Raw genomic sequence first — 22,217 nt, forward strand, 5'->3', positions numbered from 1 at the left:
TTATCATAGCGAGCGCTGCTATAAGCAAATGGCTAAGCTTAGACATTATGAGGTTTATTCGTAATGATAATATTAGCTATCATCACGTATTAGTGGATTGGTCGCAAATCCACTTTTTTATGACCAGACACTTCATCATTTTTTTTATAGGATTATATCCATGAGCATTAATCATTTTGAACTAAACGCCGTTGATCGTGCTGCTGAACTACAAGGTAAAGGTGCGAGCCGCCGCCTACGTAAGCAGAACCTAGTTCCTGCTATCATCTATGGTGGTAACGAAGAGCCAACAGCTATCTCTATCAAGCTTAACGAACTAGTAAAATCACTAGAATTCGAAGCGTTTTTCTCACACATCTTGACTATCAACGTTGACGGTGAAGAGCATCAAGCAGTTATCAAAGACTTGCAGCGCCATCCAGCTAAAGGCTTCCCAATGCATGCTGATTTCCAGCGCATTGTAAAAGGTCAGAAAATCCACATGAACGTTCCTGTTCATTTCACTGGTCGTGAAGATGCGCCTGGTACTGCTGCTGCTGGTGTACTATCTACTCTAGTATCTGATATCGAAGTTATCTGCTTACCATCACAACTTCCTGAATATCTAGAAGTAGATGTGTCTGGCATGGAAATCGGTGATTTGTTCCGTCTATCAGACATCAAACTTCCTGAAGGCGTTGTAATTCATGAGCTTGAGCTAGAAGACGGTCATGACCGTACTATCGTTAACATGCAGCCACCAACAGTAGAAGAAGTTGATGCTGATGCTGATGCTGACGTTGATGCTGATGAAGTACCAGCAACTGAGCAAAACGACGGTACTGACGAAAACAAAGACAGCGAGTAATATACTATTTCTAACTAGTGCATTATTTTGTGCTGGTTATGGTTAGTGATACATTCGTTTAGTCAATAAGACAGCAGGTGATTAAAATCTCCTGCTGTTTTTGTAAGTAAGGTTTGAAAATAAACTGTCTATCAGTACCTCAAACCTTACCCCTATTTATCAAATTCAAGCAGGGTGTTTTTATGGCCATAAAGCTTATTGTCGGTCTTGGTAATCCTGGTCAGCAGTATATGTTTACGCGTCATAATGCAGGATTTTGGTTTGTCCATCATTTGGCTCAGCAGTTTAATATCACGCTCTCCCCTGATAAGAAATTTCATGGAGTGACAGGGCGTGGGCAGATTCATGGGTCGGATGTGCGTTTACTTATGCCGCTGACGTTTATGAATAAATCTGGTCAGTCAGTGGTGCCTATGGTAAATTTCTATGGCATCAAAAATGATGAATTGTTGATTGCTCATGATGAGCTCGATATTCCAGCTGGTAGTATCAAACTCAAAACAGACGGTGGACATGGTGGTCACAACGGCCTACGTGATATCACGCCGCATATTGGCAATGATTTTCATCGCCTGCGTGTGGGTATCGGCCATCCTGGTCACAAGTCTAAAGTTAGTGGACACGTTCTCTCTAAAGCATCTCCCGATGAGCAGATTGCGATTGATAGCGCGCTGACAGCTGCTTTTGAAGCGCTCCCATTGTTGTTAGATGGTGATGTCGAAAAAGCACGTTCACAAATTAATGGCTTTAAATTACCAGAATAATATAGTCGTTCAATGATAATGACCTTTTATTTTGGCAGTTTTATCCCCATTAACCTTTTGATTTAGTTAATTAATATCAGTTACGCCAAGGAACCAACCTATGCTACTTAATATGCTTAAATGCAAATTACACCGTGCCCGTGTTACCCACGCTGAACTTCACTATGAAGGCTCTTGCGGTATCGACGGCGATCTATTAGATCTTGCTGGTCTACGCGAAAATGAATCTATTGATATCTACAACGTGACCAACGGTAAGCGCTTTCGCACCTATGCTATCCGTGCTGAAGCAGGCTCTGGTATTATCTCATTAAATGGTGCTGCTGCACATATGGCAGATTTAGGCGATATCGTTATCATTTGTGCGTATGCACACTTTGATGAAGTTGAAGCGTCAACGTATCAGCCAAAACTTGTCTATTGCAACGAAGACAACACAGTTAAAGACACAGCAAATATCATTCCTGTACAAGTTGCTTAATATGACAGGATGGTGAGGTTTTGGTAAATTTAAGATAAACACAAAGTTACATCTTTGAATTAGCTGCTATTATTACTAAAAATCTCGATGCTAAAGGGAAAGCTGAATCTAAATCAAGATTCGGCTTTTTTTATGCCACTTTTATTTATCAAATTCACATTTTTCATCATATACAAGGAAACATACTGATGTGGTTAGCCGCGCTTGCAATACTGATTGGGTTAGCAATTTTAGTTTGGAGTGCCGATGTCTTTATTGATGGGGCGACAGCACTAGCAAAGAAATTTAGTGTTCCTAGCTTCTTAATTGGTGTCTTAATATTGGGTATAGGCACGTCAGCGCCTGAGATGGTGGTATCAGTACTAGCAGCGATAGAAGGCAGCCCTGAGCTGGCTCTAGGTAACGCTTATGGCTCAAATATCATCAACATCGCATTGGTACTCGGTGCAACCGTATTGATTAGCCCTATTATCATCCGTAGAGGCATCGTAAAGCGCGACTTGCCCTTGCTGCTACTGATTACTGTCATCGCCGCTTGGCAGCTACGTGATGGGACATTGAGCCAAGCTGATGGTATCGTATTGTTGATTTTGTTGGTCGCGGTTTTAGGACTACAGATCATAATGAGTATACGCGAAGGCTATCATGAGCACGAAGACGATGTGGTCGTGGCTAATGCTGACTCAGCGCACTCAAATAACTTAGAGCACTTAAATAACTCAGAGAGCTTAGAAAAGCTAGAACCAAGCGTAACGCGTGGTCTTGTCAGTTTAATTATCGGTATGCTGATGCTCGTAGCCAGCTCACGCGCTATTGTTTGGGGTGCTGTCGAGTTGGCAACGCTATGGGGGCTTAGTGAGCTTATCATTGGTCTAACGATTGTCGCCGTTGGGACCTCATTACCTGAACTGGTATCGAGCCTGTCAGCCGCCCGTAAAGGCGAACATGATATGGCGCTCGGCAATATCATCGGCTCTAATATCTTCAATACTTTGGCAGTTGTCGGCTTGGCAACGGTCATTGCTCCTATCGCAGCCAACCCAGTGATTCTATCGCGTGATGTGATGGCAATGGGAGTCTTGACGATATTGCTAGTGACACTATGCGTATTTGCCTTTAAAACAAAACGCCAATTCGGTCGTACGTCAGGTGCCACATTGGTACTGTTCTTTATGGGCTACACCGCATGGCTGATTCAAAGCGTTAGTATGTAACTGTTTAGGCTAAACCAGCTGAGCAGTGCTACAACTAAATTATCACGTCGATAAGAGTTACTAGGGCGTGTCTTCAATTCACCCGATGGCCATCTAAATGGGCTAAAAATGGCTAAATTTTGCCAAACATCGTCAAATAGCTATTTAATATCCTGATATTATCTACGCTATTTTTCTTGTTTGACGGCAATTTATCTCATTTTTATCTCCATTTTTGAAATGAAGACACGCCCTAGGTTAATAAAATTGTTACGTCAATAAAATCAGATTAAGATTTTTTCTTACGATTTTTAAAACCGCGCCATAGCCCTTCATGTGCCACTTTTGGCATTTTTAGGGTAATGGTGTTGGACAGCATATCTTGTACTGCCAGACCGCGAGGGTTGAACAGACAGAACACATAGTTGAATACCAAACCAAGAAACGCGCTGGCCAATAAGGCGGCGCGTGATCCATCAATAAGACTGCCAATGATGCCAAAAATCAGCGGCATCAAACAAGCGGCCAAAATACGCTTAAACGACTGTCCCCACGTTAGCCATTGACCTGCATCATTAATCGTTTTTAACCGCCACGTCTGCATACCCAATGTCTGACCACCACGGCGCCAAAATATCCCATAGAATGCCACGAGTGTCAGTACAAATGACGGCGTCATAATGGCGTTCTGATACCAGAGCGGTAGCGACTGAGCTTGTGAGGATTCAGTACCCGTCTCCATAGTCAATAGCGTACCAACCACGGTTAATATCGTCCCTACCAAAAATAACAGCGCCAAAATCAGCATACCGTCATAGAGAATCGCCACGACACGAATCATGGGCTTAGCGATGGTTGGCTCTTCGTTAGGATCTTGCTGTACAGGCGCACTCGATTGAGGCTTTGATTTACGAGTCGTTTTTGACGGACGTTTAGATGGACTTTTTGACATGGTACAAGCTCATAGCAAGCAGTGAATAGTAACGCTATTGTACCGTAAATGGTGGGGCTATCGTACATTATCCTAGATGACTATCCAATATCCTAAATGACTATCTAACATCATAGATGGCTCTCCAATATCGTAGATTGCTCTTTAATGTTATTAGTTGGCTATCCAATCATGTTATACACAGGAGATGGTCGTAGAATAAATAGGTTGAAGGTAAAAGCTATAGACATAAAAAAACCGCCAATTGTCATAAGACAGGCGATTATTTTAATGTTTTATCAGCTTAAATTAAGCTATTATGCAAATGGTGCGCCTGGAGAGATTCGAACTCCCGACCCCTTAGTTCGTAGCCAAGTGCTCTATCCAACTGAGCTACAGGCGCGTATTTTGCACTTTACTCACTGCGCAGATAATATCTTTTGCAGTAAATTAGGTTGGTCATTATATAGATAATATCGCTTGTGTCAACATCTTTTTTAATTAAAACAAATTATTTTTTGAATTAATTATTAAAATGTTTAACGCAGTATATTGCGTTATTACTCTAATAACAACTGAATAAATGGCGGTGAAGGAGGGATTCGAACCCTCGATACGCTTACACGTATGGTTCCTTAGCAGGGAACTGGTTTCAGCCACTCACCCACTTCACCTAACGATTCAAGACATTTATAAAATTTCTATAAACATAGTATTGATGCTAACAATACGTCTCATGTCGTGGGCGAGTATTATAACAAAGCCGAAACGAATTGCAAGCGTTGTCTACAGATTTAATGCGGCTTTTATCAAAATTATAGATATAAGTACTTATATTGCATTTTTATACGGAAAATTGCGGCATATTATTGCTAAATATAACAACTAAACTGCTTATTAATATTAGGCCTACTCACTCTATTGTCTTATACCTAATCCGCAAGCATAAGACTATGATAGATTTTTTAGTAGTAGGTGGCTATAGTATTTGTCACTTACTTTAAAATATCTCAAAAGGAGCTGTTATGCGACCTGTCGTACTGTGTTTTTCAGGATTAGACCCTTCAGGCGGTGCTGGATTACAAGCGGATATCGAGGCCATCGGACAGTCAGGGGCACATGCAGCCATCGCTTGTACGGCGGTCACTATCCAAAGCTCACAGCAAGTATTTGGCTTTGAGGCTTGTGCGGCATCATTGGTAAAAGCTCAAGCTACTGCGGTGCTTGATGACTTACCTGTTAGTGCTATCAAATCAGGTATGCTCGGCACCACTGATAACATTGCAATGTTGACCGAACTATTTGCTGATCAAGTTATCGATAATGATACGCCATTTGTCTTAGACCCTGTACTAGTCGCAAATAGCGGGGGCAGTTTGGGTGATGAAAAAACACTGGTTAGCGCCTTTAGACAACTGCTGCCCTACGCCACTTTAATCACTCCAAATACTCATGAACTACGAGCGCTTAGCGGTGAGCAAGACTTGCATATTGGTGCGAAAAAGCTATGTGCTCAAGGCGCTCATGCGGTATTAGTAAAGACCTCACATGATTTTGATAGTGGTGATATAGAGCAGTACTTATATATACAGGGCGAAATGGTCCATAAAAGCACCTTGCCGCGCTTAGACGGTGAGTTCCATGGCTCAGGATGTTCACTTGCCAGCTTTATCGCTGGACGCTTGGCAATGGGCGATGCTCTTATCGATGCGGTAAAAGCGGCTGACAGTTGGATTACCCAAACATTGCGGGCAGCTGATGCACCGCATCCTGATGATACTCAAGCTCAGCTCATACCAAATCGCTTTGTTCGTTTTTAGCATATCTAACAAGCCATAGCTTACCCAAGTAGCAGACGCAAAAAAGGCGCTCTATATTTTTATAGAACGCCTTTTTTATGACAGTTTTTACATTTAATTAGGTTTAACCCAAGGTTGGCAACACACTCGCGGCCAAACCACCGATGAATATCTCCAGCAAATAAAATGCTAAGAAAGCAACCATTGGCGATAAGTCGAGCATACCTAAATTCGGAGTAATACGACGAAACGGGGCCAAAATAGGCTCAGCCAAATTAATGATAATGCCAATAATCGGATGCTCAGATCTGGTAAACACCACAATCCAGCTAACGATGATAGAACCAATCACCAAGTAGCGGCACATGCGTAAAAAGTCTAATAATAAGCTAGTCGTACCCGTAAAGAATAGCGGTACAGGGGCAATACCTTTATGCGTTAATGCGGCCTTTCCAGAGATGTCGATTAGACGAATCAAAAACATCAGCACGATAGCGGCAATGCTAATACGTCCTTGTGCAACAGTCGGAAAAATACGCCCGAATACATCGACGATATGCGTCGCTTTATAAGCAGGTGCAATCATCGGATTGCTCGCATCCATCCCTGCAAACTGCAACATAAAACGAATAAACACCAGCATCATAGCGAATGTGGTGACCAAATCAAAAATTTGAAATAACATGTTGTTCATGAAGTGCTACTCAATGTGACATTATTAACAGATTCTAGGATGACAAATGTCATTATCAGATGCTGATGATTACATAAGGGGTGTCGTCAGTGGTGACTTACAGCACACCTTGTCAGTGTTTACTTACTCATCTCTTCACTTAACGCTTGGCTACGATCATAGCAAGCTTGCATGGCCTCGCTGATTTGGCGACCAATCTCATTGGCTTGCATTGACTCGACCGCTGCCTGAGTAGTACCGTTCGGTGAAGTAACTTTACGGCGTAACTCAGCTGGTGCATCATCACTGTCCATCGCCATTTTTGCAGCACCTAACATGGTCTGCATTGCAAGCGCTGAGGCTTGTTCTTTATCCAGCCCTAATGCAACTGCCCCATCGACCATCGATTCGATGAAGTAAAACATATACGCTGGCGCTGAACCTGATACGGCTGTAACGGCATGCATATGCTCTTCGTCATCGACCCACATGACCAAACCTGATGCTTCCATAACGGCTGTTGCTAGCTGCTTCTGTTCTGCTGAGATATTGTCTGTACCATAAAGGCCAGTCGCACCCATTTGAATCATAGAAGGCGTGTTTGGCATTGCACGCACGATATTGCCATAGCCGCCTAGCATATTTGATAAAAGATCAGTCGATAAGCCTGCCGCCACTGAAATGACCAATTGAGTGTCTAGTACATCAGCAAAAGCACTTACCACTACTTTCATCATTTGTGGTTTGACTGCTAGCACTACGATATCCGCACCGATCACAGCAGATTTAGGATCAGCCATTGGATCAACAGTATTTAGACCTTTGGCGGCTAATTGCTCACGTGCATCGCTGCTAGGATCGGCGACCGTGATTAGATTTGGTTTGATGCCGCAACCCACAAGCCCGCTAATGAGCGCTTGTGCCATGTTTCCGCCACCAATAAAACTGATTTTTTTATTATCTAATACCGACATACTTGTCTCCTAGTCACAAAATTCAAAAGGTATTCAACTTAACATACTGATATGTAAAACGACACTCAGTTTATCATACTGCCACTATCGCCGTTTGATAAATTCAAAATGTCGCGCCTGACATCAACCTGATAAAAATCAACGAGTCAGCCAACAGATATTAAACTTTTGACACTTTTTATTTTAGACTAAGCTCACTTCTGATGTACTCAGCCAATTGATTGCTTTTAGCATCGCTATCCGTCTGCTCAGAACTCAAAAGCCAACTCTCAAATGGTGATGCTAGTAACAGAGGAATATCAGTTTGTATGTCGATTCCATCTTCAGATTTTTTTGTAAGGGTAATGCTGACTACCATTAAGCTGTCTCGTAGCCATAGTGGAATCCCAAGCGTTTGATACAGTTTTTTGCCTGCTTGTGGGCGCGCAGCCATCTCGGTCTTTAACCGTTGCTCACGGTTTAATGGCACTATTTTTAACACTATCTGTTGTGCTATACCGTCCGCACTATTTTCTAACAATCGTACCAGCGCATCTACCTTTACTTGCAACTGCCAAGTATAACGATCACTGCTACGTATGGTGAGCGATGTTAAATTATTAGCTGAATGACTAAATAAATTACTAGATAAAGTCAGTACCTGCTCGGTCAGTGGTAGCTTCAGCCAAGACATCCATTCGCTGCTCATACGATAGAGCTGCTGACGATAGCGGCGAATGGTATAAGATGCCTTACGACCTTGCCAAAACAGTTCTGTCTGGTGGTCTTGGTCATCACGTTGGCTGAGAGTTAGTACATCATCGACGAGTTGCTTAACAGGTGGTAACGGCTCATCTTGACCCAGCCAATAGTGCAGTAGTTGCCGCTGACGATACATGGGTAGCTGTTGCAACGCATCAATATTTAATACACGCTGTGCGGGTAAAAGTTGCAGGTCTGTACTCTCCGTCTGCTGCATGTCCTGTATAGCTTGAGCATTGACTGTTTTCTGTGCATCATTTAACAGCTGCGCACTACGAGCAATATTATCAATGACGTTGGGGTTGTACGTAGCCAGTGCTGGCATGATATCGCGGCGTAACCCACTACGCACATTATCTCCAGTTTTATTGGTAGGGTCATCGATGTAAGGCAGCGCTAAGCGTTTGGCATAGGCGCTGATAGTTGCGCGTCTTATGGTAAGCCAAGGTCGCCACAGTATATTGCGCTGCGAGCCCTGCGTTTGCACTCGCCATGGCTGCATGCCTGAGAGGCCATTGACTCCAGCGCCTTGAATGAGTCGCATCAATACGGTTTCAGCTTGGTCGTCAGCATGATGGCCCAATAGCAAAACATCACCTTGATTGATATGTGCGCGCATTACCTCATAGCGAGCTTGCCGTGCCGCCTGCTCATCATGACCGTTTACTTGCGCACGTAATATATAACACGGTATTTTTTGAGCCTCTGCCCAATCAGCGACATGGGCTGCCCAAGCGCTACTGTCTGCTTGTAATCCATGATCGACATGTAACAGCTGCGGCAGACATGGCAATCTACCTTGTCGATAGAGCTGCACACACAGCGCCGCAAGTGCCAATGAATCACGTCCACCACTACATGCTAACCAAAGACGGCGACCATGCAACTGATCACTATACTCAGACATACTGCTCAATAATGCGGTTGCTAGTGTCTCATCAACTGGCAAATCAGCGATTGATTTAATAGGATGTGAGATGATTGCGCTGCTGGTCATATTCAGCCTTATTTTTCGTTATTTTAGATGCTTCATATAGTAACAGCCATAAAAAAACGCGCCATTAAATGACACGTTTTTATTTTAGCACTAAGATTTAGACTCTAATATGAAAAGCCAGCTATTAAATCATAGCGGCTTAATAACAGAAAATCCTATTCACCAATTAAGCAGGTAACATCACTTCTGAGTTGAAAGTCTTTAGCTTTTCATAGCGTAACTCACAACGCTCTTGAGGATCTAAATCTTTAATCTCATCAAGCTGTTCAGTAATCAATGCTTTTAGCGCATTCATTACCGGCTGCGGCTGAATATGTGCGCCTTCACCTTCTTCGATGACTGCATCAATCAGACCCATCTGGTATAGATTGATAGCATTCAGCTTAAGTGCTTCACTAGCGTCTTGTGCTTTTTCAGCCGTTTTCCATAGGATAGAAGCACAGCCTTCAGGAGAGATGACCGAATAGATGCTGTTTTGTAGCATATTTACTTTATCACCAACACCAATCGCCAATGCGCCACCTGAGCCGCCTTCACCAATGATAGTCACAATCACAGGCACTTTAAGGCTAGAAAATACAGCGATGCTCTCTGCAATCGCTTGCGCCTGTCCGCGCTCTTCTGCACCAATACCAGGGTAAGCACCTTGGGTATCCACAAAGGTCATCACAGGAATATTAAAGCGCTCAGCCATTTTCACCAAACGAATCACTTTGCGATAGCCTTCAGGATTGGCCATACCAAAGTTATGAGCAATACGCTCACGGGTACTGCGGCCACGATGCTGACCAATTACCATCACAGGCTGGCCATCAAAACGCGCAAGACCACCTAAAATGGCTTTGTCATCGGCAAAAGCACGGTCGCCATGCAATTCGTCAAATTCGGTAAAAAGCTGATTAACATAGTCCATAAATAATGGACGCTTGGCATGTCGTGCAAGCTGCACACTATCCCAGACAGTGCTCATAGACGCTTCCCTTTAATAATTATACTTAATGTATTTATGTTCAAGAATAATATCGTTATCCGTGTTCAGATAATGAAAGTACAGTTGTAAACTCAATAGGAGCTATAGTAGCACATCTTAAATGGCATGACATTATCGACAACGCCGCTTTTGTTACGTTAACCTTTAACTCGGTAATTACAATGGTAACTACTCAATCTCTTGTGTCTCAGCGCTCATTGCTGCTGACTTTTGCATATCAATGTCTTGAGTCTCAATCCCTTGAGCATCAACCGCTGGCGTCTCAACCACACTAAGCTGTATACCCCACTTAGCGAATTGGTCAATCTCAGTACGCAAATCTGCGAGCAAGAAAGCATAATGTTCACTGCTATCCGCCAAGGTAATTTGCCAACTGTTTTCAGCGACTACCTTTAGTTCTAGCTCTGGTAGCGCATAATCACTGCGGCTATGATGTGCCAGTACGGCGAGGCGTAACAGTAAACAGAGATAAACCAGCTGATCGCCACCAATCTGACAAGTCTGCTCTAGCATATCGGCTTTGAGCTTGCGGCGATGGTTAAGCATCAGCTGCGCCATGCGTTTCTGATCGACTTGCGAAAATCCTGGAATATCAGAATATTCAAGCAAATACGCGCTGTGCTTGTGATAGCTACTATGACTAATTGCCAGCCCTATCTCATGCAAGAATGCAGCACGTCTGAGCAAATCGCAATCATCATTGGACAGCGCAAGCTTATCTTTTACTTGTTCAAATAAATGACGACTGGTTTTCACCACTTGCTTGGCTTGCTTTTTGTCCCCTGAATAACGCTTGATTAATGCCAATACACTGCGATCACGCACATCTTCACTAGCAAAACGACCAAGCATATCGTACATAACGCCTTCGCGTAATGCACCATCTGAGTAGGTAATGGTCTCAACACCCAGCACTTTCATCACCGCGCGCAATACTGCCACGCCAGCAGGAAATACAGCTTTACGATGTTCTTTGACGCCTTCTAACTCGATATCATCGATATTGCCAATCTTAATCAGCAATTTCTCTAATTTTTTGACACCTTTATAGGTAATGCGTTCTTGCTCATCGGCCCAACCTTTTGATACTAGAACATTACGCACCGCTTTAATCGTACCGCTTGAGCCGACCACACTGCTCCAGCCCGTCTTTTGATAACGACCGTTAATCGCTAAGACTTCTTTGCGTGCACCTGAAATCGCACTATTAAAAGCTTCTTTGGTAATCAGTCCGTCAGCAAAGAATTTTTGGGTAAAAGAAACACAGCCCATTTGTAAACTTTCAGTCAATAATGGATCGAAATTTTGACCAATAATAAACTCTGTCGAACCGCCGCCAATATCCATAACCAAGCGTTTATCACTACTCTCATTGGTATGAGAGACGCCCAAATAAATCAATCGAGCCTCTTCGCGGCCCGCGATAATTTCAATAGGTTTTGGCAGGATTTTATTGGCACGGGAAATAAAGTCGTTGGCGTTTTTGGCTTGACGCAATGCATTGGTCGCGACCACACGAATCCGCTCTGGCGGTACTGAATCCAAGCGCGCCACAAAGCGGCTTAAACAATCAAGACCGCGCTGCTCAGCGGCTGCGCTTAGAATATTATTTTCGTCCAGACCGGCGGCGAGCTGTACCTTTTCAGACATCGAGACTACTTTTCGCACTTCCCCATGGTCAAGACGAGCAATAGCTAAATGGAAACTGTTGGAACCAATATCGATGGCTGCCATCATTTCATCATCGCCAATTGGCGGATTCGTAAGGTAGTCAATAGGCATAGGACAAGTCGTCACCGTGTTAGAGAGAGTGGATAGTTTACCAAAATCACGTGCTATATAGTTATAAAATCACATGTATAGAAAAAAGTCATAACCACAAAAATCAGGGCAATTTTATCATTAAAGCATTTATGCCAAACACTCGCAAGCGATGCAAAAATGTAGTGGGAACATCGGAGACCACCCTATCAGCTGACAGGTATCGGCTCAGCATCTAGCGCTTGTGTTACGCATATCGGTTTGCTACATTGAAAGCTATCAATATCATGATAAAAAACCGTTATTTACAGAATTTTTATCCGTATCACTTACTTCAAAAGCCACCAGCTAATCGGTTAAAAACCATCTGCAATTAATAGTTATCAAACCCACCAGCAAGGAAGCTAGTCACATGAATCAGACCACGACAAAAGACGCTACCCAAAATACTGAGCCCCCTATCAGTAGCGCTAAAACAGACATGGTAAAAACTGAAACTTCGCCTAAACAAGCATTTTATGATTTTTACTTAGATGAGCATCAAAACATGGCCTGTCGCCGTCTACATTTTGCAGGTAGTAGCTTTGGCTTATTAGGACTCGCAAAGTCTGTCAAAACTGGCTCAGCCAAACCTTTGGTAAAGGGCATCGCTGCTGGATATGCCTGTGCATGGGTTGGACACTTTTTCTTTGAAAAGAACAAACCCGCTTCTTTTAAGTTTCCATTGAAAAGCTTTGTCAGCGATTTTCGTATGTATAGCGATGTGCTACGAGGCAATCTGAGCTTGAGAGATCGCAAGTTTGATAAAGCACGATAAAGTTTAGTCATTATATAAGTTAAATGACAAAAAAACTGGGCTACTATTTTTAGCAGCCCAGTTTTTAATTATATTGATAGCTTCGTTGATGTCATCTTGTTTTTATAAGCGAAATGACACACTTATTATTATTCCTAACATGATTATAAATAAGATATCGATAAACAAAAAAACCAGCAAAGATCACGGGATGACCTTGCTGGTTTTTTAAGCTTTAACTTTTTAGTTAGCTAATAACTTACATGGCTAAACTATGCTTTTGCCATTTCTGCAAATATTTCATCAGCCGCCTTGATTGACGCATCAATGTCTTCATCGCTATGTTTGATAGACATAAATCCTGCTTCATAAGCTGACGGTGCCAAGTAAATACCGCGATCTAGCATACCGTGGAAGAAAGTATTGAATACGTCCATATCGCACTCTGTCACGTCATCGAAATTCTTTGGTGTTTCAGTTGCGCTATCTTTAACAAAGAACATGCCAAACATGCCGCCAAGCTTATTGGTACGTAGATGAATACCATGTTTGTCAGCTGCTGCTTGGAAACCGTCTACTAGGTGATCAACTTTCGCTGCTAACTTGTCGTAGAAACCTTCTGCCGTTAAGTCTTCAAACATAGCGATACCAGCGCGCATCGCTAGTGGATTGCCTGATAACGTGCCAGCTTGATAGACGCCGCCAAGTGGCGCGATGCAAGACATGACTTCTTTTTTACCACCGAAAGCACCAACGGGTAAGCCAGCACCGATGATTTTACCGAAACAAGTCAAGTCTGGGTCAATACCGAAATGTGCTTGTGCACCGCCAAGACCAACGCGGAAGCCAGTCATGACTTCATCAAAAATCAATACTGCGCCATTAGCCGTACATTCTGCGCGCAACGTATCATGAAACTCTTGTGTCGGGATAACCATGTTCATGTTGCCAGCGATAGGCTCTAAGATAACGCAGGCGACTTCTTCACCCCATTTTTCAAAGCAGTCCTTAATCGCTTGCGGATCATTATAAGGAATCGTAATGGTATGCTTAGCAAAGTCTGCAGGCACGCCTTTAGACGTTGGCTCACCAATATCAAGCATGCCCGACCCTGCTTTTACTAGCAGGCTGTCTGAATGCCCATGATAACAGCCTTCAAATTTAACGATTTTGTCACGTTGGGTATAACCACGTGCTAGACGAATCGCACTCATGGTCGCTTCTGTACCAGAGCTGGTCATACGAATCATTTCAACACTAGGTACGATGTCACAAATCTTGTCAGCAACGGTGGTTTCAAACGGGGTTGGCGTACCAAAGCTTAGACCATCATCAGCCGCTTTTTTTACCGCATCGATGACTTTTGGATGCGCATGACCCAAAATCATTGGGCCCCACGAGCCAACATAATCGATATAGGCGTTGTCTTCGGTATCATAAATTTTGCTGCCATTGGCACGATGCATAAAGATTGGCGTACCACCAACTCCTGCAAAGGCGCGAACTGGCGAGTTAACACCACCTGGGATGTGTTTACGTGCTTGTGCAAAGAGCTGTTCGTTTTTAGTATTCATAATTATTCTCTACTTATAGCGACATTTGTAACGACAATGTTTTGTGATTAAACGTCTGCTTTATATTTGTTTATTATCGAATCTTTCAAGAAGTTTTTACAATTTAAGCTTTTTTGACCACAGAAGACTTAAGCTTCATTGGGCCATAGCCGTCAAGTTTGCAGTCGATATCATGACCGTCAGTAGCATCTGGCAACAGACGAATGCTTTTTGCTTTCGTCCCTACTTTAATCACGAGTGAAGAGCCTTTGACTTTTAGGTCTTTAATGACCGTCACCGCATCGCCGTCCTGTAGCTCATTGCCAACAGCATCACGAATAACTGCGTCTTGATTTTCAGCTTGCGCTGCATCAGTCTCAGCCGCCGTCCATTCATGAGCACACATAGGACATACCAGTAACGCACCATCTTCATACGTATATTCAGCATCACATTTAGGGCAATTTGGTAAGCTCATTATTTCCTCGGCAGCCATCGTACATTAGGTTAATTGTAGAGCTGATATTGTACCGTAACTCGCCATCTTTAACCAATTTGTACGCTTGAAAATCAAACGCTATGCCCAATTTAACACTTAACTCATCGCTTATTGATGACGTTTTTTATGACAGGGTTTTTTGTGGTACTCTTCTTAGCCACATTTAGATTTATATGCACAGATGCTGTCAATAACAAAAGCGCCCATATAATTTTTTATCGATTCGATTTACCCTCTATATTAGGGCATGTCCCTATTTTAAAAATGGCGATAAAAATGAGATAAATCGCAGGCAAACAAGGAAAATAGCGCAGGTAATATCGAGCTATTGGCCAGCTATTTGACGCCGTTTGCTAAAGATATATCCATTTTTAGCCCATTTAGTCATAAACATTTGAATTAGGGACATGCCCTAATAAGTAAGCTCTCATCAGAAGGATAATAACAATGACTCAGTCTTCAAATCTAGCAGCTGTACCGCAGTTTTCGCAATTAACTATCCAAGGCGAAGACGCCGAAAAGTTCTTGCAAGGGCAATTAACTTGTGACGTTACCAAGCTCGGGCTTAGCTATCAGGCAGCCGCCATCGGTAACCTAAAAGGTCGTATTGAGTTTGGTATCTGGATCAAAAAACAAGCAGAGAAACATTATGATGTGGTCATCAGTAGCGATTGTGCTGAGTCTTTGCAGGCGCATCTTAATAAGTACGGGGCATTTTCTAAATTTGAGACCAGTGCACCAGCAGCGGTTTATCCTTGCGTGCTATCAAATGAGCCTACTTTTAGCCATAAAGACGACCATAATAATGCTGAGGATACGCAGGCTTGGATGGCATGCAGCCTAGCTACTGGTAATTATTGGATTGTGGCCGCGACTCAAGGTGAGTTTCAACCGCAAGAGCTGCGTCTACATCAGCGCGGCGGCATGGACTATGATAAAGGCTGCTACTTAGGCCAAGAAGTCATCGCTCGTATCTACTTTAAATCTGCACCCAAAGCATTTTTGCATTATGTACAAGGCACTGGTGAGACACCAAACGCAGGTGACAAGCTCGATAAAATCCAAGTGGTAAATGCGATGAAAAATGACGATGGCTTTACCGCTTTGGTCGTGGCACGCCCTGAACAATTGGCAGAAAGCGATTTGAGCATATTGGACTTGCCAGCTGCACTACAAGTAGATGTTGCTCGTCCAAAATAAGAGTGCATCGAATCAGGCAAGCGACGCAGCTAAGGTGACGGTAGTTTAATACAGCGCGACCGTCATGACTAACATGAGCATAGAGAATCCTATGACACATATTGCGGTACTCGGAGCAGGCGTGGTGGGCGTGACCACCGCATGGTATCTACGTCAAGCTGGCTATGATGTGACCGTGATTGAACGCGAATCGGCGGCAGGTATGCAGACGTCATTTGCTAATGGCGGTCAAATATCTGTCTCACATGCCACGCCTTGGGCCAATCCTGCGACCCCGATGAAAGCGCTCAAGTGGTTGTTTAAAGAGGATGCTCCGCTACTGTATCGTTTGCGAGCTGACAAAGCTCAGCTCAAATGGGCCATGCAGTTTCTGCAAGAGTGCCGCGCCGATAGAGCCGATGCCAATCTCGTGCAAATGGTGCGCTTAGGTCTATATTCAAGAGATACTTTACAACAGCTGCGTGCAGATATCGGTATTAATTACGAGCAACAGACGCGCGGTATTATGCATTTTTATACCAATCAGGCAGAGTTTGATGCTGCCATCGAGCCAACCGAACGTATGCAAGCGCTCGGTTGTGAGCGCTACGTGATTGATATTAATAATGCTGTCAATTTAGAACCAGCCCTTTATCCAATTGCGCATAAGCTCACTGGAGCAACCTATACCAGTCGTGATGAGTCTGGCAATGCCCATCTATTTACTCAACGGTTAGCGCAGCGCTGCATCGATGCTGGCGTACAGTTTTTATATGATACTGAAATTTTGGCACTAAATACCGATACAGACTCTTCGCGCCCGCACGTGCACAGTGTCACCATTCGCCCAGCAGGTGAAAATGCCCAAACCTTTACGGCTGATACCTATGTATTAGCACTTGGCAGCTATAGCGTACCTCTGCTAAATCCTTTGGGAATACACGCGCCAATATTTCCAGCAAAAGGTTATTCGGCTACTTATACTGTTAACCCACGAGCGCCGCATTTAGCGCCTTTTGTGAGCTTGATTGATGATGAGTTTAAGCTAGTCACCTCACGACTGGGTGACAAATTGCGAGTCGCTGGTACGGCTGAATTCAATGGCTATAACCTAGACCTAAATGCTACGCGCTGTGAAGCCATCACTCGGCGTGTGCAGCAATTATTTCCAAAAGGTATCATCGCAAACTCGGTGCAATATTGGACAGGACTGCGCCCGATGACCCCATCGAACGTACCTTTAATTGGTCGCGCGCACTGCGGTCAAGTCAAACATGGCAGTCATAACGCTTCAGCCACTTTTGATAATTTATGGCTTAACACTGGGCATGGCACATTGGGATGGACACACTCTTGCGGTTCTGCAAAGGCCCTTAGTTTATTAATCCAAGGCGAAACCCCGAATGTCGATTTTGATTTTATCGGTATGAGCGTTTAATCAGATCAGTGATATATGCAGATTACAAACAATAAAAGGCGCTCACTTTACGTGAACGCCTTTTTTGTATTTCTACAAACTTATCATTAATTTTATGCTAGTGCGCCTTCTGCTACATTGTCTGTAGCAGCAGATAAACCATCAACACCCATATCCAATGCTTCTAATTGCACAGGCACACCGTTAACGGCGGCATTACCACTCAACTGATCAATCAACGTCTCATCGGTCAAATCATTAACACTGACACCTGCATGCGCTTGCGCAATCTTTTGCTTAACCCCTTTACGACCGTGACCAAAGCCATGCGGAATGCTGACCACTCCTGGCATCAGCTCATCCGTCACTTCTGCTACAATGACCACGCTACTCACTCGAGAAGTTACTCTGACATCTTGACCGTCTACAATGCCATGTTGCGCTGCCGTTTGCGGATGCAACATCAATGTACAGCGAGACTTACCTTTTACCAATCGATGGCTATTGTGCAACCATGAGTTGTTACTACGTACATGACGACGACCGATTAGCAAAATCTCATTACTGTTGTACTGTTGCACCATTTCTTTAACACGTGCCAAATCTGACTGATAAAAATCAACATGAAGATGAATTTGTTTATCGGCGTGTTTAATGGCCTCTGGCAACATACGATGTAGTGGACCCAAATCGATACCATGTGGATTTTCGACTAAGGCTTCAAATGTCACCTCCTTATGAGGTCCATACTTTAGGCCTTGCTCTAACAAGAACTTAGGACCAAATGCTTTTGTCGCGGCACGTTCTTTTTGCGTTGCTTCTGGCGCATCTTTATCTAAGCGCTCTGCCAGTCCTAAATAAATCTCCCAGTCATGCTTGGTGTCGTCGGTTTTATCAAACAAAGCAGGCGAGTATTTGGCGACATTGTGCACGGCAAAACCATTAAAAGTAATGTCATAATGGTCGCGCTCTAATGGCGATACAGGCGGCAAAATGATATTGGCATGGCGACTGGTCTCAGTCACAAAGTAGTCAAGCGACACCATAAACTCTAACTGAGATAATGCTTCATCCAACTTTTCGCCATTTGGGGTACTCAGAACCGGATTGCCAGCGACCGTAACGAATCCCTTTAACTGGCCTTCCCCTTCTACCAACATCTCATCTGCCATCGCAACCACTGGATACTCACCATTAAAATCTGGCAAGTTGCTGACGCGACTATGACGTTTACCTAAATAGCCCGGGCCTGAGCTATTCACAACATCTACGGCAGGATTTGGGAACATGAGTCCGCCCACTTCATCTAAACGACCCGTGATGATATTGATGACCATAGATAGATATTGGCTGAGCAAACCAAACTCTTGCACTGAGATGCCCATGCGACCATAACAAACTGAGCTTTCCGCTTCACAAAACTCTTTGACGATACGTTTGATTTCGGCTGCGGTAATACCCATGATGTCTGCAACTGACTCAGGCGCATATTGTTCAGCAAATAAAGCAAGTCGATCGATCTCTGGTGCCAAGGCTGCCACTCTAGTATCGAGCTTGGCATAACCCTGCGTATAGATTTCATTGAGCATAGCTAATAGCAGCAATACGTCCGTCGCTGGACGAATAAAGTGGTGTTCGCTGGCGATGTCGGCAGTTTCGGTACGTCTTGGATCAACCACTACTACCTTGCCATCGCGCGCTTTGATATCTTTTAGCTTTTGACGCATATTGGGCGCAGTCATGATACTGCCGTTAGAAGCCAACGGATTGCCACCGATGATAAGCATGTATTGCGTGTTATTGACGTCAGGAACTGGGATACGCAGCATGTGACCAAACAGATGCATACTAATAATATGATGTGGCAGCTGGTCGATAGAAGTGGCAGAAAAACGACTGCGCGTCTTTAAGCTGGTAAGCAGTTGCTTGATGGTCAACATACCACCCATGTTATGTACGTTAGGGTTACCTAGATAAACACCCAACGCATTTTGACCATACTTTTGTTGTATGGATTGAATACCTGCGGCAACTTTATCCAACGCTTCTGGCCAACTAATAGATTTCCAACCGTCTGCCGTTCTCTCTACCGGCTGACGTAAACGGTCAGGATCTTCGTGTAAATCTTGTAAAGCAGTGGCTTTCGGACAAATATAGCCTTGCGAAAAGGGATCGTTTTTATCCCCTTTAATCGACAAGACTTTTTCGCCATCATGTTTTATTTCGACACCGCACATCGCCTCGCACAATGTACAAGTTCTAAAGTGCGTTTGCGCTTCGCCTAACGTTGGTTCAGCCGTGGTTGTGGCCATAGTCACTCTCCCTGTTGTGTTTTTTGTTCTAGATTTCATGACAATAATTTTTGCTTATTATCACTACTGACTAGTATTGCTTCCGTGCAAAAAATTGGCGAACAGTGCGTCAAAACTGATACTCAACGTGGCAATCGCTTGTTGTCTTGAGTAACGCTGCTGATGACAGCCCAATATCAACTCATGTACCTGTGCCGCCGCCATATCGACGCATAGATTGACAGCACTACGCTCGCAAGTACGATTGGATAATTGCAATCCTTGAATAAATATCTCTGTCCATTCTTCTTGTATTTCGGTAATCAGATTGCCCAGTCCATTATTTAATGATGACTGGTTTTCTATACTGTCACTAAATCTAGGACGGTCTTCGAGTAAGTGTTGAAACAATGCGATATTCTCAAATGCAGAATCAAAAATCATAATCAGGCATTGTCGACATTGCTGATTAAACTGATCTTTACTCAACACATCATAATCTTTGAGCATATTGACCCATGCCAGTCGCATCGGGGATAGATAATTGTCTTTTAGTTGGGTGCTCAGCTCGTTTTGCAGCGCCTCTAGGCTCTCAAAATGATTGTAAAAACTGGGCTGTGCAATCCCTGCACCTTTGGCAACTTTATTCATGCTCATGCCCTGAGCACCTTCCGAACTATACAACCGCAAGGCACTTTTTAATAACGCACGCCGAGTCTTGGCTTTTGCCAGCTCACGTTTAGATTCTACTGGGACTGTCAAATCTTGTGTTAATACATTCAATGCAGAGGTATTCCTATTCAATAGATAATTATATCGACACACCAGTAATTTACCTTAGGTGCTATTGTGCCAAAAAAATGTGATGATAATGGTCAATTACCGACAGCGAATATCTTAGCTATAAGGTTATAGTCATTTAAACCATATGTCTATAGCCAAACCCATAGTAGAACTCATGCTTCACAAAACCACTTTTAGGCCACTATCATGACATCACCTGTATTCTCTCCTTTAGTGCTGCCTTGTGGCGCTACATTACCCAACCGCTTAGCGAAAGCTGCCATGGAAGAAAACATGGCTGATGTCGGTCAAGTCCCTGGCCCTACTCTGCTCCGTCTATACAAAAACTGGGCAGAAGGCGGGACAGGCCTGTTAATCACGGGAAACGTGATGGTCGATGGCCGCGCTATGACAGGGCCTGGTGGGGTCGTATTAGACAAACACAGTGAGATAGCGCCTTTTAGAGCGTGGGCAAATGCTGCTAAGCACAACGATACGCAGATTTGGATGCAGCTCAATCATCCTGGTCGTCAAGTATATGCTGCTATGGGCGGTGATGTGCTATCACCTTCTGACGTGGCAATTGACTTGGGCAAGCACTCTCATCTATTTGGCAAACCTCGTGCGATGACGCAGCAAGATATCGAGCAACTGATACAGCGGTTTGCCGATAGTGCCTTAAAAGCAGAACAAGCTGGCTTCGATGGTGTGCAAATTCATGCCGCCCATGGCTATCTAATTTCTCAATTTTTATCACCGCTTACCAATAAACGTAAAGATGAATACGGCGGCTCGGTTGAGAATCGTATGCGACTATTGATCGAAGTAATCAAAGCCGTTCGTGCTCAAGTTGCGCCTACCTTTGCAGTCGCTGTGAAGATAAACTCAGCCGATTTCCAGCGCGGAGGATTTGATGCAGATGATGCCAAAGTGGTTATTTCAGCGATGAATGAATTGGCCGTAGATTTGGTTGAACTATCAGGTGGCAGCTACGAAAGCCCAGCCATGCAAGGCAGCACAGCAGATGGTCGCACGTTGCAACGAGAAGCTTACTTTTTAGATTTCGCAAAAGAGATTGCTCAAGTCGCTACCATGCCTATCATGACGACAGGTGGCGTTAGACGATTGACTGTCGCAGAAGATGTACTGGCGCAAGGGATTGAAGTGGTTGGTATGGGAACCGCATTAGCCATGAACCCGTCTCTACCAAATGACTGGAAAAATGACAGTATGCTTAGTGCCCATAATCCTGTGGTACGCTGGAAAGATAAAACCTTAAGTGCGGTTGCTACAATGGCCGTCATCAAGCGACAATTACAACGCATGGGACAAGGAAAATATCCCAAACCAAATGCGTCGCCAATTTTCTCATTGATTTCTGATCGTATACGAATAAAAAAACTCACCAAACGCTATCATCATTATTTGAATAAATATCTAACGAGATAGTTTTCAATCAGTTTTAAAGATAATAAAAAAAAGCAGCTACTCTATTTTTGAGTCTCTGCTTTCTTATTTACATAAGTATTTTTGGATAAATAATATAT

General features: G+C 43.7%; 19 protein-coding genes and 2 tRNA genes. 9 read left to right on the top strand and 12 right to left on the bottom strand.

All coding sequences use genetic code 11. From position 1 onward, the window contains the following. Positions 1-160: 160 nt before the first annotated feature. The 4 genes from JMY00_RS11505 (at position 161) to JMY00_RS11520 (ending at position 3,306) form a co-directional block, all read left to right on the top strand. Entirely contained in the window at positions 161-847 is a 687-nt protein-coding gene (locus tag JMY00_RS11505) for a 50S ribosomal protein L25/general stress protein Ctc (protein WP_201580246.1), read from the top strand. Positions 848-1,029: 182 nt separating this feature from the next. After that, positions 1,030-1,611: an aminoacyl-tRNA hydrolase gene (gene pth / locus JMY00_RS11510; RefSeq protein WP_101205142.1), complete on the top strand. Its 582-nt coding sequence runs from the start codon at positions 1,030-1,032 to the stop codon at positions 1,609-1,611. Between the two features lie 100 nt (positions 1,612-1,711). Continuing rightward, on the top strand, positions 1,712-2,092 hold the full coding sequence (panD, locus tag JMY00_RS11515; protein WP_010196068.1) for an aspartate 1-decarboxylase: 381 nt from the start codon (positions 1,712-1,714) through the stop codon (positions 2,090-2,092). Positions 2,093-2,280: 188 nt separating this feature from the next. Further along, positions 2,281-3,306, top strand: a complete 1,026-nt coding sequence (locus JMY00_RS11520) for a calcium/sodium antiporter (protein ID WP_201580247.1) — start codon at positions 2,281-2,283, stop codon at positions 3,304-3,306. A 268-nt stretch (positions 3,307-3,574) separates the two neighbouring features. Here the strand turns inward: JMY00_RS11520 and JMY00_RS11525 are convergent, their stop codons facing one another. The 3 genes from JMY00_RS11525 to JMY00_RS11535 all read right to left on the bottom strand — a co-directional run bounded on the left by JMY00_RS11525 (position 3,575) and on the right by JMY00_RS11535 (position 4,890). Then, positions 3,575-4,237: an RDD family protein gene (locus JMY00_RS11525; RefSeq protein ID WP_165597760.1), complete on the bottom strand. Its 663-nt coding sequence runs from the start codon at positions 4,235-4,237 to the stop codon at positions 3,575-3,577. A 305-nt stretch (positions 4,238-4,542) separates the two neighbouring features. Beyond that, positions 4,543-4,619: transfer RNA gene (locus JMY00_RS11530), tRNA-Arg, on the bottom strand. Between the two features lie 181 nt (positions 4,620-4,800). Beyond that, a tRNA-Ser gene (locus JMY00_RS11535) sits at positions 4,801-4,890 on the bottom strand. A 351-nt stretch (positions 4,891-5,241) separates the two neighbouring features. On the opposite strand from JMY00_RS11535, the gene JMY00_RS11540 reads away from it, so the two are divergent. Continuing rightward, positions 5,242-6,036 (top strand): hydroxymethylpyrimidine/phosphomethylpyrimidine kinase, encoded by a 795-nt coding sequence (locus JMY00_RS11540; RefSeq protein ID WP_201580248.1) that lies wholly within the window; start codon positions 5,242-5,244, stop codon positions 6,034-6,036. Positions 6,037-6,139: 103 nt separating this feature from the next. On the opposite strand, the gene JMY00_RS11545 is transcribed toward JMY00_RS11540, so the two are convergent. The 5 genes from JMY00_RS11545 to ppx form a co-directional block, all read right to left on the bottom strand. Beyond that, complete coding sequence (locus JMY00_RS11545; RefSeq protein ID WP_224737825.1) at positions 6,140-6,700, bottom strand: YggT family protein; 561 nt, start codon at positions 6,698-6,700, stop codon at positions 6,140-6,142. Positions 6,701-6,828: 128 nt separating this feature from the next. Continuing rightward, positions 6,829-7,662: a pyrroline-5-carboxylate reductase gene (gene proC, locus JMY00_RS11550; RefSeq protein ID WP_201580249.1), complete on the bottom strand. Its 834-nt coding sequence runs from the start codon at positions 7,660-7,662 to the stop codon at positions 6,829-6,831. Between the two features lie 178 nt (positions 7,663-7,840). Continuing rightward, positions 7,841-9,400, bottom strand: coding sequence for a tRNA lysidine(34) synthetase TilS (tilS, locus tag JMY00_RS11555; RefSeq protein WP_201580250.1), 1,560 nt, complete (start codon positions 9,398-9,400; stop codon positions 7,841-7,843). Positions 9,401-9,566: 166 nt separating this feature from the next. Then, complete coding sequence (locus JMY00_RS11560; protein ID WP_201580251.1) at positions 9,567-10,370, bottom strand: acetyl-CoA carboxylase carboxyltransferase subunit alpha; 804 nt, start codon at positions 10,368-10,370, stop codon at positions 9,567-9,569. A 189-nt stretch (positions 10,371-10,559) separates the two neighbouring features. After that, positions 10,560-12,173 carry an exopolyphosphatase gene (ppx, locus tag JMY00_RS11565; protein WP_201580252.1) on the bottom strand — a complete coding sequence of 538 codons (1,614 nt, stop codon included), beginning with the start codon at positions 12,171-12,173 and terminating at the stop codon, positions 10,560-10,562. 460 nt (positions 12,174-12,633) lie between these two features. On the opposite strand from ppx, the gene JMY00_RS11570 reads away from it, so the two are divergent. Then, positions 12,634-12,969 (top strand): DUF962 domain-containing protein, encoded by a 336-nt coding sequence (locus tag JMY00_RS11570; protein WP_240990740.1) that lies wholly within the window; start codon positions 12,634-12,636, stop codon positions 12,967-12,969. Positions 12,970-13,220: 251 nt separating this feature from the next. Here the strand turns inward: JMY00_RS11570 and hemL are convergent, their stop codons facing one another. Continuing rightward, positions 13,221-14,522 (bottom strand): glutamate-1-semialdehyde 2,1-aminomutase, encoded by a 1,302-nt coding sequence (hemL, locus tag JMY00_RS11575; protein ID WP_201580254.1) that lies wholly within the window; start codon positions 14,520-14,522, stop codon positions 13,221-13,223. A gap of 103 nt (positions 14,523-14,625) precedes the next feature. Next, the gene (locus JMY00_RS11580; RefSeq protein WP_277350421.1) at positions 14,626-14,979 is read right to left on the bottom strand and encodes a zinc ribbon domain-containing protein YjdM; all 354 of its coding nucleotides are present in this window, start codon (positions 14,977-14,979) and stop codon (positions 14,626-14,628) included. A 468-nt stretch (positions 14,980-15,447) separates the two neighbouring features. On the opposite strand from JMY00_RS11580, the gene JMY00_RS11585 reads away from it, so the two are divergent. Further along, positions 15,448-16,200 (top strand): folate-binding Fe/S cluster repair protein, encoded by a 753-nt coding sequence (locus JMY00_RS11585; RefSeq protein WP_201580255.1) that lies wholly within the window; start codon positions 15,448-15,450, stop codon positions 16,198-16,200. Positions 16,201-16,291: 91 nt separating this feature from the next. Further along, complete coding sequence (locus JMY00_RS11590; protein ID WP_201580256.1) at positions 16,292-17,617, top strand: D-amino acid dehydrogenase; 1,326 nt, start codon at positions 16,292-16,294, stop codon at positions 17,615-17,617. Between the two features lie 92 nt (positions 17,618-17,709). Here the strand turns inward: JMY00_RS11590 and JMY00_RS11595 are convergent, their stop codons facing one another. Both JMY00_RS11595 and JMY00_RS11600 read right to left on the bottom strand, forming a co-directional pair. Then, positions 17,710-19,908, bottom strand: a complete 2,199-nt coding sequence (locus JMY00_RS11595; RefSeq protein ID WP_201580257.1) for a molybdopterin oxidoreductase family protein — start codon at positions 19,906-19,908, stop codon at positions 17,710-17,712. Positions 19,909-19,971: 63 nt separating this feature from the next. Further along, the gene (locus JMY00_RS11600) at positions 19,972-20,670 is read right to left on the bottom strand and encodes a TetR/AcrR family transcriptional regulator (RefSeq protein ID WP_201580258.1); all 699 of its coding nucleotides are present in this window, start codon (positions 20,668-20,670) and stop codon (positions 19,972-19,974) included. 207 nt (positions 20,671-20,877) lie between these two features. On the opposite strand from JMY00_RS11600, the gene JMY00_RS11605 reads away from it, so the two are divergent. Continuing rightward, on the top strand, positions 20,878-22,119 hold the full coding sequence (locus tag JMY00_RS11605) for an NADH:flavin oxidoreductase/NADH oxidase family protein (RefSeq protein ID WP_201580259.1): 1,242 nt from the start codon (positions 20,878-20,880) through the stop codon (positions 22,117-22,119). Positions 22,120-22,217: the final 98 nt, after the last annotated feature.

This window comes from Psychrobacter sp. Pi2-52 (assembly GCF_904846705.1).
GTDB lineage: Bacteria > Pseudomonadota > Gammaproteobacteria > Pseudomonadales > Moraxellaceae > Psychrobacter.

Excerpts from the sequence above, each read along its gene's own strand:
- JMY00_RS11580 (WP_277350421.1), bottom strand. The coding sequence starts at position 14,979 with ATGAGCTTACCAAATTGCCCTAAATGTGATGCTGAATATACGTATGAA.
- hemL (WP_201580254.1), bottom strand. The coding sequence starts at position 14,522 with ATGAATACTAAAAACGAACAGCTCTTTGCACAAGCACGTAAACACATC.
- JMY00_RS11595 (WP_201580257.1), bottom strand. The coding sequence starts at position 19,908 with ATGGCCACAACCACGGCTGAACCAACGTTAGGCGAAGCGCAAACGCAC.
- proC (WP_201580249.1), bottom strand. The coding sequence starts at position 7,662 with ATGTCGGTATTAGATAATAAAAAAATCAGTTTTATTGGTGGCGGAAAC.
- JMY00_RS11540 (WP_201580248.1), top strand. The coding sequence starts at position 5,242 with ATGCGACCTGTCGTACTGTGTTTTTCAGGATTAGACCCTTCAGGCGGT.
- JMY00_RS11545 (WP_224737825.1), bottom strand. The coding sequence starts at position 6,700 with ATGTTATTTCAAATTTTTGATTTGGTCACCACATTCGCTATGATGCTG.
- JMY00_RS11585 (WP_201580255.1), top strand. The coding sequence starts at position 15,448 with ATGACTCAGTCTTCAAATCTAGCAGCTGTACCGCAGTTTTCGCAATTA.
- JMY00_RS11505 (WP_201580246.1), top strand. The coding sequence starts at position 161 with ATGAGCATTAATCATTTTGAACTAAACGCCGTTGATCGTGCTGCTGAA.
- JMY00_RS11560 (WP_201580251.1), bottom strand. The coding sequence starts at position 10,370 with ATGAGCACTGTCTGGGATAGTGTGCAGCTTGCACGACATGCCAAGCGT.
- pth (WP_101205142.1), top strand. The coding sequence starts at position 1,030 with ATGGCCATAAAGCTTATTGTCGGTCTTGGTAATCCTGGTCAGCAGTAT.
- panD (WP_010196068.1), top strand. The coding sequence starts at position 1,712 with ATGCTACTTAATATGCTTAAATGCAAATTACACCGTGCCCGTGTTACC.
- JMY00_RS11590 (WP_201580256.1), top strand. The coding sequence starts at position 16,292 with ATGACACATATTGCGGTACTCGGAGCAGGCGTGGTGGGCGTGACCACC.
- JMY00_RS11520 (WP_201580247.1), top strand. The coding sequence starts at position 2,281 with ATGTGGTTAGCCGCGCTTGCAATACTGATTGGGTTAGCAATTTTAGTT.
- tilS (WP_201580250.1), bottom strand. The coding sequence starts at position 9,400 with ATGACCAGCAGCGCAATCATCTCACATCCTATTAAATCAATCGCTGAT.
- JMY00_RS11570 (WP_240990740.1), top strand. The coding sequence starts at position 12,634 with ATGGTAAAAACTGAAACTTCGCCTAAACAAGCATTTTATGATTTTTAC.
- ppx (WP_201580252.1), bottom strand. The coding sequence starts at position 12,173 with ATGCCTATTGACTACCTTACGAATCCGCCAATTGGCGATGATGAAATG.
- JMY00_RS11605 (WP_201580259.1), top strand. The coding sequence starts at position 20,878 with ATGACATCACCTGTATTCTCTCCTTTAGTGCTGCCTTGTGGCGCTACA.
- JMY00_RS11525 (WP_165597760.1), bottom strand. The coding sequence starts at position 4,237 with ATGTCAAAAAGTCCATCTAAACGTCCGTCAAAAACGACTCGTAAATCA.